Here is a 13,662-nt window from a genome sequence, read left to right on the forward strand (position 1 = left end):
ATTTAAAAAGTATTTATTGATACCTATTTGTATTTTTTTAGACTCAAAGAAAAAGGAGCGTTTTGCTTTTTACTTCCCCAACTTTTATTTGGAGTATTAGATACCTCAAATTCTAAAAAACCTCCTTTTTGAATGTCGCTACATTTAATAAAACTGTTTTGGTAATCAGAATTATTTAAACTTGCAGACTGAATATAAAAGTTATTTTTTGAATTGTTTTTTGCTTCAATTATAAAGGTATTTCCGTTTCTTAAATGTAATGTTGCTTTTTTAAACAAGGGACTTCCTATAATAAATTCATCGGTAGCTGGCGTCACAGAGTAGAACCCTAAAGCACTAAAAACATACCAAGCTGAGGTTTGTCCATTATCTTCATCACCACAATAACCATCTGGAGTTGGTGTGTATAATTTGGTTAAAACTTTTCTGATTTTATCTTGGGCTTTGAATGGAACACCTGCATAATTATAGAGGTAAATCATATGTTGTATGGGTTGATTTCCGTGTGCATAATTGCCCATGTTTGCAACCTCCATTTCTCTAATTTCGTGAATTACCTTTCCGTAATAGGATGCATCATATTTTGGTGGCATTGTAAAAACACCATCTAATTGTTTGATGAAATTTTCTTTTCCGCCCATTAAATTAATCAATCCATCTATATCTTGAAAAACAGACCAGGTGTAATGTAAACTATTTCCTTCTGTAAAAGCACCACCCCATTTTAAAGGATCAAAAGGACTTTGAAAAGTACTATCTTCATTTTTACCACGCATTAAATTTGTTAATGGATCAAATACATTTTTATAACGATGCGATTGCTCATAATACTTTTTTGCAATAGCATTTTTTCCCATTTTTTCTGCCATTTGCCCAATCGTAAAATCGGCATAAGCATATTCTAATGTTTTGGCAGCATTTTCTCTAATATTTACATCAAAAGGTACATAGCCTAAAGTGTTGTAATAATGTAACCCTTCTCTGCCTACAGACCTTACTGGTCTTCCTTCTTCTACAGTTGCATTTTTAAGAATGGCTTCAAATAAAATTTCTGCAGTTTTTTCATTTTTAATGTTTCCTTTTAAATAAGCGTCTGCAATAATAGGTGCAGAATTAGAACCAATCATAACAGCTCTATGTCCAGGACTTGCCCATTCTGGTAACCACCCAGATTCTTTATAGGTGTTTGCCAAACCTTCCATAATTTTATTATTCTGCTCTGGATACATCATATTAAAAAATGGAAAAACAGCCCTAAAGGTGTCCCAAAAACCATTGTCTGTAAACATATAACCAGATAAAACTTTTCCATTGTATGGACTGTAATGCATCATTTTATTGTCTGCATCAAACTCATAAAATGTTCTTGGAAATAGTAAGACTCTGTATAAACAAGAATAAAAAGTTTTGATGTTATTAATATTATCATCTTCAATTTTAATTCTACTCAACTCCTCTTCCCAAGCATTTTTTGCATTCTCTTTTGTTTCATCAAAAGAATCTTTTCCAATTTCTCTATCTAAATTTATTTTTGCTTGCTCTAGACTTATAAAAGACGATGCTACTTTTACGTTTACAACTTCTCCTTTTTTGGTTTTAAAACCAATGATTGCACCAACGTGTTTTCCTTCGCTATTTAAGTTGTTTTTTTGAAGTATCCAATTGTCTTTCCAAGTGTGGGTCATTTCAAAATCTTTATCAAATTCTGCTACAAAATAATTATGAAAATTCTCTGGCACACCGCCTCTATTGTTTCTGCAATAGCCAATAATTTTACGCTCTTTCGGTAAAATTTTAACCATAGAACCTTTGAAAAAAGCATCTAACATAATGTATGAAGAATCTGCCTCTGGAAAGGTAAATTTAAAATGTGCCGCTCTAGAAGTTGGAGCAACTTCTGCAGTAACATCATATTCTGCTAAATAAACACTATAATGATAAGGTGTAACAGTTTCTGCCTTGTGCGAAAACCAAGAAGCTCTTTCATCTTCTTGATACTTTAATTCACCTGTAACTGCCATAAAAGAAAATGCAGCATAATCATTTAACCAAGGACTTGGCTGATGTGTTTGTTTGATTCCTCTAATTTTATCATCATCATAATTATAAGCCCAACCATTTCCCATTTCTGCAGTCATTGGTGTCCAAAAATTCATTCCCCAAGGGGTGGCAATTGCAGGATAGGTATTTCCATTAGACATACTTTTTTTAGAATCTGTACCCATTAAAGGATTTACATAATCTACTAAAAAAGTCTTGTCTTTTGAGTTTGTTGTTTGTCCTTGAGTATTACAGGATGTGAAAAAAATGGCAGCAAGTGTACATACAACAAGTAATGATTTGAAATTATTTTTTGTTTTAGTCATAATCTAATTTTTAAAACTTAACAAGAACAGTTGTGGGTTTTGATATTTTTGCGGTGACTATATTGTCTTTATAAATCCAACTGGTAACACCTGCAACCACTTTTGGCTTTTTAGTACTATAAAAATCTACTTCTGCATTTTGAAATACATTTTCTATAGTGGCTTTTATTGATCTGTTTTTTGATTGATAAGGCACTAATTTGATGTTTTCTGCATAGCGAACTCTATGTAAATAAGGGCCTATATTTTTTTGAAGTGGAGAGATAATAATCTCTAATTTATCCGAAATATGGTTTCTTATTTTGCCTATTTTAATATGATTATCTAAATACGTTACTGTGGCATTTCTGACTTGCCATTTCATATTTGAATGACATACTAAATAGGTAACTCTTTTGTTTCCTGATGTTGAAATTTGATTGACACTTCTTGTTTCTAAAGGTTTCTCTAAATCAATCTTTTTAATATCCCCTTTTGCCAAAACACCAAAGGTTTGGTAGCTTTTTGTATCAATAATTACACCAGCATCTACTGTATTTAAAGAAGTATGTTCTTGTTCTAATTTTAGATAGATAATATCTACATCTGTATTCATCCCAGTAAAAGAAGCTTCTACAGCGATGTTTACTAAATTATCGCTTTCTGGATTGCTATAAATCGTATCAAATTCTGGCAAGTTTGGCACATCTAATAAACAATCGAATTGTTGTCTTCCATCACCTAAAATGATTTGATCTGACTGTACAATTCTTAATTTTCGTCCATTTAGATCATAAATATGCAAACGAAACCATAAACGCTGTGTGCCTTTGATTCCTTTTACATCTAAGTCGATACTCGCTTTGTACTTTTGACCCAATGGACATCTATAATACGAATATTTATCATAATTATCTGATGGCATTGTTAAGGTAGTCCACCAGTTATCATTTGCTTTTAAACGAATTCCTGGATTTGCATATTCAAAACCAGCATTTCCGTGATTCACTTTTGCAGCAAACAAAATTTTATCTAATCCATGATACGCTTTTCGTTCTGTGTATTTTGTCATTGCGTGATCATCGTTAATAACCGCATTTTCACAACCTGTTAAAAATAATTCTGATTTGGTATTTTCACCAACGTGATGATGATATGCAGGAATACGTTCGCCATTTACTGCTCCACCAACTCCATAACTGTAAGCGAAATCTGCTTTGTTATCAAACGTAGTTTTTACATCAAGTGTTTGACTTAAAGACACATCAAAAGAATCTAAAAACATATCTTTTTCTGCGGAATAACATTTTACAGTAAGCATCTCTTTTGTGATTTCAAAATAAACACCTCCTATACCATATTTACCTCTACTAGGATCAAAACCACCAATTCTTCCATTAGAAACGAATAACATATCATCTCTATTTATGACTTCAAAATTATGATTATGTCCGTGCATCCAAGCAATAATATTTTTATTTTTCTTAAAAATATCGACCATTTTATCACTATCCATTACACCTCTATACCCATTTTCATTTCCTCTTGTTGTGCCAATAATATTATTGTGAGATAACATTACAATGGTTTTGTCTTTGTTTATTGCCAAATCTAAATCCAACCAATCCCAAGCTTCTTCTGTAATATAGGTAGCTCTAATCAGTTGTGGGAAAGAGATAAAATGAATGCCTTGCATATCAAAACTATAATAGGGTCTGCAGGTATTACTCCCCATAATATTTGAACGCATTTCTGGATCATCATCTTCATTTGAGCGTAATTCGTGATTCCCAATTACGTAATAAAAAGGAAGTTGGCCACAACCACCTTGTATAATATCTACCCAATCTTTTCGGGCTTTGTGTGGGTTTGCATTGTTATGATGATCGTTATGATGAGCATCCCCAGTATCTAAAAAAATATCTAAATCTGCAAATTTATTCAAAATATTTTTTACAGCTTCTGCTTGCTCTTTAATGGTAGGTTGCATTTTATGTGCCCAACCAAAATGCGAATCGGAAACTATAAATCCTTTAAAAATTTCTTTTTTAGTATTGTAACTATTTGCGGTTGCGAATATTCTTGGAGATATAAATGCAGCAGCAGATAGCACCGCAGTTCTTTTAATAAAATTTCGTCTTTGCATCTTCTATTCTTAATAACACAATAATAATACCTGCTTATTAATAAAGCACTAATAAAACATTAACCTTTATTACTTAATAAAGTAATTTAAGTACTACAATATAAAGTATCTATGGTTACGTGTAAAAAATGAAACATAACTCTTGATTTTAAATTAATGAATCATATCAAAGAACGTATAGTATTTATCTTCGGATATTTTTTTTGCTAAAAAGCAGAGTTCTACCAAATGATAATCTCCCCACATACTAGATTCGTTTTGTGGAACTTTACTTCCTTTAGGTACATTATCCCATCCATTTGGCCAATGATAAACAGAATGTTTTAGGATACCTTGATGTGTTGGTTCTGTTGCCAAATAATCATCAGACAATAAAGTTTGTAAGACTCCTAAACCTGCTTGCATATACTTTTTTGAAGCTTTTGCTTCTGTTTCTTTTAAAAGATGAGAAAGTCTTAAAAGTCCTTGAGCCCCAATTGCTGCTGCAGAACTATCTATCGGTTCATAAGAGTTATTAATCTCTGCTTCTCTTTCGCTATAGTTTCCTAGTTTGTTGATGTTTGGCGCGCCAGTATCCCAATAAGGAATTCCGTTTGATGAAGTATATTTTATATAAAAATCGCAAGTTGCTTTTGCGGCTTTTAAAAGTGTTGCTTTTACATCTTCAAGACCTTCAAAAGAAAGTTTCTCGCTTTCTAAAAATTCTAAAAATTCAGAAAAACCTACCATTGCCCAAGCCAAACCTCTAGTCCAAGTTGTAAAACCAGAAAAACCTTGTTGTGAATTTGGACAACGATACTTACCATCATTTGTATTAAAAATAGATTCGTGTGCAACACGCCCCCATTCATCATAAATATCTCTACCTTCTCCATAAAAAACAGCATATTTTGCCGTTGTTAAGGCGTGTTCAATTGCACGTTGTAAAAGATCTATTTTTGTATCGTTTTCATCTAGCGAACGATGTTTTAATTTATGACCCGCAAGAACTATTCTTGCAGTACGAATGGTATCTATAAACAAGGAATGTGGTCCATTAAAAGAATAGATAAAACCACCCTCTTTTGTGTTTGTCCATCTTTTAGCCTGCACAGAAGCGGACATCCTTAATGCCAATTTATAGTACTCTTTTTCTTCTTTGCTGGCATCAAACAAATTTTGATTTGCCATACGTAGCAGGTTTCCATAGGTACTTAAATTATTAAAACCATGATCGTGTACACCAAAATGACTTAAATGATGTGCCATATTATTAAAAGTGTTTTCTTTTCCGATTTTTAATAACTCTTTATTTGAAGTTGCTTCTGCAATTAATAATGTAATTCCATACTGAAAACCTTGCGTCCATTCTGTCCAACCTCTTGTTGTATATTTTCCATGTACCGTAAAAACAGGAGAACCTTGGTTTGTATCATATTCTTTGTGTAACAGCAACGCTTTTTCAGTCGCTAGCTTCCAAAAAGTATCTAAAGGTTTTTTTAAATCTTGAATATTTATATCACTTAGTATCATAAATTCTGTTATTCTTTGGTTTTTATTAGGAAGAAATTTTTACCGCTAATACATCAAAATTTATATCAGATCCATAAGTAGTTCTAGTAGCATCCATTAATGCAGATTTTGCCATCGCATACACTTGAGGTTTTATTTCTAGCAAATTATTTGTGAAAATATGCAGTTCTTCTTTTGTAGAAATTTTTGTAATTAATCCTATTTGTAGTGCTGAATTTGCATCAATTTTTTCTGAAAGAAGAATTATTTTTTTTGCATTTGCTTCTCCAACCAAACGTCTAATTCTCGTCATTCCTCCCCAACCAGGAAGCCATCCATTAGAAACTTCTGGAGTACTTAAAATGGCATTTTTAGATGCCAATCTAAAATCGCAAGCCAAAGCCAATTCTAACCCTCCACCCATTGCATAGCCATTAATATAAGCTATTGTTGGTTTGCTAATCGTTTCAATATTGTTATTAATACCATTCCCAAATTCTATCCAACGTGTAATTTCAACGTCCTTTAAAGCTTTGAATTCTTTAATATTTGCACCCGACGAAAATGCTTTTTCGCCAGCACCTGTAATTACGATTACTTTAACGTCTTCACTTTTTTTCGCAAAATTAATAGCATCATTCAATCCTTCTAACATTTCAAACCCCATACAATTCATTTTTGCTGGATAGTTTAACGTAATTGTAAAAACGCCATTGTGTAAGGATGATAAAATTAAATCTGTCATACTACTGCTTTTTCTTATCATAATTCTAGTTTGCCATGTTTGAAGATGTTGGAATCAAAATAAAGCAGTGGATTATTCATGACGGGCTCAAAATCCATCATCTCTAAAATGTCTTTTTGCAAATCTACTCCTGCTGCAATTTCTTTAAGAAGCAATCCTTCTTTAGTTAATTGAAAAACGGCTCTTTCGGTTACATACAACACTTCTTGATTATTTTCTAAAGCATATTCACTAGAAAAAGTAATTTGTTCTACTTTATTTATAAATTTAGTAAACTTACCAGAATTGCTTATTTCTAATCCCTCCGGTGTAATTTCTTGTTGCGATTTTACAGCAAATGACCCACAGAAAACAACCTTTTTAGCGTTCTGTGAAATATCAATAAAACCTCCACAACCTGTTAAAATGTTTCCAAATCTGCTAGAATTCACATTACCAAATTGATCTATTTGAGCAAATCCTAAATAAGCAATATCCAAACCGCCACCCTGAAAAAAATCAAACTGATAACCATCATCTAAAATAGCTGTTGGATTATACATCGCGCCAAAATTTAATCCTGTTGTTGGTATACCACCTGTAGAACCTTGCTCTATCATAAAGATTAATTTATCTGCAATACCTTCTTCTTGGGCTACAATTGGAACGCCATCAGACATACCGTAACCCAAATTAACAAACATATTTTCTTTTAATTCTAGAGAAGCTCTTCGCATAATAATGCGCTTTAAACCTGTTAAATTTAAATCATCAGAGGTATATTGTTCTTTTCTATCCACTAAAGCTTTATCAAAAGTAGAAATAAAAGTCATTCCTTGCGTTTTGTCTTGAACCACATAATCGATAAATACACCAGGCACTTTTATAGTACCTGGAATACAATTATTAGTGTTGATGTTCTTCACTTGCACAATTACAATTCCGCCATTTACTTTTGCTGCTTGCGCAATTGATAGCATTGAAAAAGAACCTACCTCCTCTTCCATAGTTAAATTACCTTCACTGTCAATAGAAGTGCCTCTAATAATGGCAACATCTACATTTACTGAAGGATAAAAAAGATAATCTGAACCTTTTATCATTAAGTGAGAAACAAAATTTTCTGTTGTAATCGCATTAATTTTACCGCCTTCTTCATTAGGATCTACAAATGTTTTTAAGCCAACTTTTGTAATAACACCTGGTTTTTTTGAAGCAGAAGCTCTCATTAAGTGACTTAATACTCCTTGAGGTAAATTATAGCCTTTTATCTTATTTTCTTTTGCTAAAGCAGACATTTTTGGTGCATTTCCCCAAAAACCGCCAATATTTGTATCTATTAAACCTTCAAAAGCAATATGGTTTAATCCTCTTGTATCATTATCGCCAATACCACAGGGATGAATGGTTTTTAAGTTTTTAGGTGAATTTGTCTCTACAAAACGTTTTCCTAAATGTTCCATCACTTTATCAGGAACTGCGTGACCAGCACCTGCACCACCAAAAACCACCGTATCATTATCTTTAATATAAGATACTGCCTCTTCTGCACTTACAATTTGAAACTTTTTATTTCTCATGTACTTCCCTTTTTAAACCCAGCTTCCGTTAGAAACTTCTGTTTTAATCATTACTGATTTAGTTTCCATAAATTCATCAATAGCACCTGGACCTAACTCTCTACCAATTCCACTTTGTTTAAAACCTCCAAAAGGAATTTCGGGATTACCAGACATCCAATTATTAACCCAAACTGTACCTGCATCAATCTCTCTAGTCATAATCATTGCAGTATCTAGATCTTTTGTCCAGACACCAGCAGACAACCCAAACGGTGTACTATTTGCAATTTCTATGGCTTCTTTTCTTGTTTTAAAAGTTAGGATAGAAAGTACTGGTCCAAAAATTTCTTCGCAAGCAATTTCCATTTCCGGTTTTACATCCGTAAATATTGTTGGTTCAAAATAATTGCCATTATTTATGGTTATTTGATTTCCTCCCAACAATAGTTTTGCTCCTTGAGCAGTTCCTGAATCTACATACTTTTTAATTTTATCTAGTTGCATTTTGTTGATGATTGCCCCAAATTTCACACTTGGATCTAAGGGATCGCCCAGTTTTACTTTTTTAGAATGCGCTACTACTTTTTCTTGAAATTCTTCAACAACATCTTCATGAATAATAATTCTACTTCCACTATTACAACATTCTCCCATATTAAAATAAACACCAAATACAACAGCATCTATAAGCGCGTCTATATTTGCGTCAGGAAAAATAATTTGAGGATTTTTTCCACCCAATTCTAGTGCTACTTTTTTAAGATTCCCAGATGCAGCTCTCATAATATGTTTTCCAACATCTGTACTTCCTGTAAAAGTGATCATATCTACGTTATTGCTTTCAGAAAGCGTCATTCCAACAGGATCACCATAACCAGCAAGAATATTTACAACACCATCTGGCAAACCTGCTTCTTTTAAAATACCTCCCAATAACAATGTTGTTCCAGGAGTCATTTCTGATGGTTTTATAACAGCGGTGCAACCTGCAGCCAGAGCAATTGGTAGTTTTTGAGAAATAATTAGCAAAGGAAAATTCCAAGGTGTTATCATAGCAACTAAACCAATTGGTACTTTTTGCAACATCACTGTCATATCTTTTCCAAGATTTGTATTTACATCTCCAGCTATATGTCTTGCTAAAGTTGCGGCATAATCCCAAATACCTGCTGCCCATTCCATTTCATCTAATGACTGACTAATCGGTTTTCCTGATTCTAAAGTTTCTATTAAAGCTAATTCGTGGGCTCTTTCTCTTATAATCGAAGCTGCTTTTCTGATTATTTTTTCACGATCTGAACCTGCCATATCTGACCAATAATTGCTTTTAAAAGCTTTTTTGGCAACAGAAATAGCTTGTTCTGTGTCTTGTTTATTACTTAATTGATAAGTTCCTATTAAATTTCCGTGAGCAGGACTTTTTCTCTCAAAAATTTCATTGCTTAATGAATTTATATATTCACCATTTATGAAGTTTTGGTATTCAAATGGTTTATTTGGTAATTTGTATTTGCTCATTTTTTTTAAATATTTATCAAATGTAATTAAAATATATTACACGTGTAATATATTTTGTAGCTTAGCCAAAAATCATATTAAATTGTTCCGTGAAAATAAATCAAAAATATATAGCAGATTTACTTAATATTTCTAGAGTTACTGTAACCAAAGCTCTACAAAATCATCCTGATATTGCTCTAAGCACAAGAGAAAAAGTAAAGAAAGTTGCAGACGAATTAGGCTATATACCCAATATTGTAGGTAGAAGTTTATCCACAAAAAAAACAAATACTATTGGTGTAATTGTGCCAAAAATAAATCATTCTTTCTTTTCTACAATAATAGAAGAATTATACAGTAATGCTAAAAAAGTTGGTTACAACATAATATTAATGGTATCATTTGAAAATGAAGAGGCTGAATTGGATAATGTAAAATCTTTACTTTCTATGAATGTTGATGGAATTATCATTGATTCTGTAGCTACTTCTCAAAAACATAAAGTACATAATCTATTAAATAAGCATAACAAATCTTTTATATATTTAGATCGCAAACCTGTTTCTTTAAAAAATGCTATTGGTGTATTTTTTGATGATGAGAATTTATCATATCAGCTTACAAAAGAGATTATTAATAAAGGGTATACAAAGTTGATGTTTATCAGCGGAAATGAAGAAATCAGTATTAGTAAGCATCGGTTAAATGGTTTTAATAAAGCAGTAAAAGAAGCTCATATTTCGGTTCCTGAAGAATGGTGTCTAAATACAAAATTAGATAAAACTAATGCAGAAAAAGATTTTAGTACTTTTCTTGAAAACTACAACAATTTACCAGAGGTAGTTATTTGCGCTAATGATTCTATTGCGATAGGAGTTTACAATGCTTGTGAAAAATTTGACTTGAAAATTCCAGATGATATTGCTGTTAGTGGTTTTGGACATGTAAAAATTTCAAGCCTCTTAAACCCTCCCTTAACCACTGTGAAATTGAATTTAAAAAAAGCTACTGAAAAAGCTTTAGAAAATTTACTACTTCTTATTAATAATAAACCCATTACAGAAAACACATTAATAGAAGGTAAGATTATTTTTAGAGAAAGTACAGAAAAAAAATAAGCACATATATGAAAACCTCAAAACTATTTTTTACAGTCTTATTTTTAATACAAACTTTTGTTATAGATGCTCAAAACTCATTTACCACAAGTGGAAGTGAAGATATAGATAGAGTTCGTAAAGAAATTGTTACCAATTCAACAACCAAAGAAAATTTTAGAGAACATTCTGTTTTGATGTATATGTGGGTAGGAACATTGCAACATTTAGGTGCAGATTTACGTTCATTTTATGATATTGATAAAAAATATTATCAGCTAGAAAACCAAGTAAATAGAAAAAAAGGAAAAGAAAAAATAGAAGCAACTCAAAAAATGACTGTTTTAATTGATGCAGGTTTCGCAAAATTAGAAGAGATTCACAATGAGTATTTAAAAAATGGTTCAATTTTTAAACCTTTTGAAAGTGATGGAAAAGGATTTCCAAAAGGTGGAAATATGGATGCTGAATGGCCCATGTTTCAATCCAACAAACACAACAATGGATATTCAGAGGCACCAGGTCCAAAATATGGAAGAACTGCCTGGAAATTCCCTGTAGGTTTGGGTTGGTATGTGCGTCCAGTTATTGAAAATGGTAGTGTTTATGTAACTTCACCAGGAATGTACACTACGTGTTTTAAGCTAAGTTTAAAAACAGGGAAAATTCTTTGGAAATCAACACAAGAGCATCCGTTATTTGGTATTTACAAATATCCTGCAATGATGTCGACACCTGTAATTCAAGGTGATAAAATAATTTTACGTGAAGTAAATAGTCACGGAGGCAATAAAGGACAAGCAAAAAACCTAGTGTATATTGATAAAAACACAGGTAAAACCATCTCAAAATCTTATGCAGGTCATGTAGATTATAGAACGCAAAATGCACCTGTTGCAAGTAATAGCGATTATGTGGTTTATCCTTTTGGAGTTTCAGATATTTATCAATATCCGCCTGTTTGTCAAAATTTTAATAGATTAATTTGTAAAGATAAAAATAATAAAAAACAAATGTGGGATTTTAATGTAGGTGATATTGATGCACTTGCAGAACCTGTTTTGTCTAAATATCAAGTTTTTCAAGGCACTACTGAAGGTTATTTATACGCTTTAAACTTAAAGCCTGGTGTTTCGGGTCAAAAAAACTTTAATAACGAACAAGCAACCAATGAAAAAAAATTAATTGCTTGGAATTTTAAAGCTGAAGGTGCTATAAATACAAAAGTATTATTGGACGATGGAAAAGTGTATTTTGGCGCAAATGATGGTGTTATCTATTGTTTAAATGAAGTTGATGGAAAATTACTTTGGTCTAAAAAAGTAAACAAAATTGAAAAAAGAGCGCGTAAACATTTTACAAATCCGTTAATTGATAATGACGTTTTATACATAGGTTCTGCAAATAAAAATGCATACGCAATTGATGTAAATACAGGTGATATTCTTTGGAAAAAAGAAACAAAAGATTGGATAAGAGCAAAACCAGTTGCTACTAAAAAGCACATTTATTTCGCTGATGTACAAGGAAATATTTACAAGTATAAGAAAAACGGAAAACAAGTTTGGTGCAAGCGAATTAGCACACATCCTATTTTTGCAGATTTAACAATTTCTGAAGATAAAATTGTTTTAAACGACAGTAATTTACTAACGTTTTGCTTGGATTTAGACGGAAAAGTAATTTGGAAACACAGCATTTTATCAGCTTATTGGGACAACGAAGGAGAACGTATTTTTACGGATGTACTTTCTGGTGGTACCTATTATCAATCCAAACCGACAGCAGCAAATAATAAATTATTTTTTGGAAATCCTGCTGGTTTTTTATATGCTGTTGATGCTGATACAGGCAAAGAAAAATGGAAATTTGAAATGGGAGGAGCCATTTCAGTTGGACCTGCAATTATGGACGGAAAAGTATATGTCGGTCAACAAGGAGGAGAACGTTTCTTCTACTGTTTAGATGCAGAAACTGGCGAAGTCGTTTGGAAGCAAACTGTTCCTGGTGGATGGGTTTGGGGTTCTGCAACAGTAGATGACGGTTTAGTTTACGTGCCTACAGTTAATGGTTATGCAGTTTGTTTAGACGGGAAAACCGGCCATATTGTTTGGATGTACCCAACTGCAAAATCAGTTCCTGCAGAACCTGCTATTGATGGGGATATTGTCTATTTTGGATCTTGGAGTAGATCTTTATACGCCTTCAATAAAAAAACTGGAAAAATTATATGGAAAGCCAATGGTGTTGGTTTAGATTCTGGTACCCTTATCTCTCAAGATGGTAAAATTTATTTGCCTCATCACAGTAATATTTTTATGAGTTTTAACTCTAAAACTGGTGAAATTTTAACAGAAGGAAACACAAATGAAAGTGATAAAGGAAAGTATACAAATTTTAATGCAAGCCCGGCTTTTCATAACGGCAAAGGCTTTTTTACAGCAAGAGTTGGTATTGGTTTAAAAGGAGTTCCTTTAACCTCAAAAGTGTATAGCGTAGATGCAAAAACAGCCAAAGTAAATTGGACATTTCCTGATGGAGGAGGTTTATCTGCACCTGCTTTAGCTAATGGACGACTGTATATTGGTTCTGGAAACTATCCGTATTTGTATTGTTTAGATCAAGAAACAGGAAAATTATTATGGAATTATAAAATGGGAACTCGTATTGAAGAATCTACCCTTTGTATTTATAGAGATAAAGTGTTCGCGCTTGCTGGTGATGGATATGTGCACGCTGTAGAATAAGCAATTTATTTTTTATTTAATTGCATGTAAATATCCATCAGAAGACATAA

General features: G+C 32.3%; 8 protein-coding genes. 2 read left to right on the forward strand and 6 right to left on the reverse strand.

Going from position 1 to position 13,662, the window contains the following annotated elements; genetic code table 11:
* Positions 1-23: 23 nt before the first annotated feature.
* From ATE90_RS08095 to ATE90_RS08120, 6 genes are all read right to left on the reverse strand, one after another.
* On the reverse strand, positions 24-2,366 hold the full coding sequence (locus ATE90_RS08095) for a GH92 family glycosyl hydrolase (protein ID WP_101451214.1): 2,343 nt from the start codon (positions 2,364-2,366) through the stop codon (positions 24-26).
* A gap of 10 nt (positions 2,367-2,376) precedes the next feature.
* Entirely contained in the window at positions 2,377-4,491 is a 2,115-nt protein-coding gene (locus ATE90_RS08100) for a metallophosphoesterase family protein (RefSeq protein WP_101451216.1), read from the reverse strand.
* 153 nt (positions 4,492-4,644) lie between these two features.
* On the reverse strand, positions 4,645-6,003 hold the full coding sequence (locus tag ATE90_RS08105) for a glycoside hydrolase family 88 protein (protein ID WP_036785282.1): 1,359 nt from the start codon (positions 6,001-6,003) through the stop codon (positions 4,645-4,647).
* A gap of 25 nt (positions 6,004-6,028) precedes the next feature.
* Entirely contained in the window at positions 6,029-6,727 is a 699-nt protein-coding gene (locus ATE90_RS08110; RefSeq protein ID WP_162178842.1) for an enoyl-CoA hydratase/isomerase family protein, read from the reverse strand.
* 17 nt (positions 6,728-6,744) lie between these two features.
* Positions 6,745-8,286 (reverse strand): acyl CoA:acetate/3-ketoacid CoA transferase, encoded by a 1,542-nt coding sequence (locus ATE90_RS08115; RefSeq protein ID WP_036785280.1) that lies wholly within the window; start codon positions 8,284-8,286, stop codon positions 6,745-6,747.
* 12 nt (positions 8,287-8,298) lie between these two features.
* Positions 8,299-9,786, reverse strand: coding sequence for an aldehyde dehydrogenase family protein (locus tag ATE90_RS08120; RefSeq protein WP_101451219.1), 1,488 nt, complete (start codon positions 9,784-9,786; stop codon positions 8,299-8,301).
* 89 nt (positions 9,787-9,875) lie between these two features.
* Between ATE90_RS08120 and ATE90_RS08125 the strand changes: the two genes are divergently transcribed.
* Positions 9,876-10,886, forward strand: a complete 1,011-nt coding sequence (locus tag ATE90_RS08125) for a LacI family DNA-binding transcriptional regulator (protein ID WP_036785275.1) — start codon at positions 9,876-9,878, stop codon at positions 10,884-10,886.
* An 8-nt stretch (positions 10,887-10,894) separates the two neighbouring features.
* A complete protein-coding gene (locus tag ATE90_RS08130; RefSeq protein WP_036785272.1) occupies positions 10,895-13,612 on the forward strand; it encodes a PQQ-binding-like beta-propeller repeat protein in 2,718 nt (905 codons plus the stop codon).
* Positions 13,613-13,662: the final 50 nt, after the last annotated feature.

Source organism: Polaribacter sp. Hel1_33_96 (genome assembly GCF_002846595.1).
Taxonomy (GTDB): Bacteria; Bacteroidota; Bacteroidia; order Flavobacteriales; family Flavobacteriaceae; genus Polaribacter.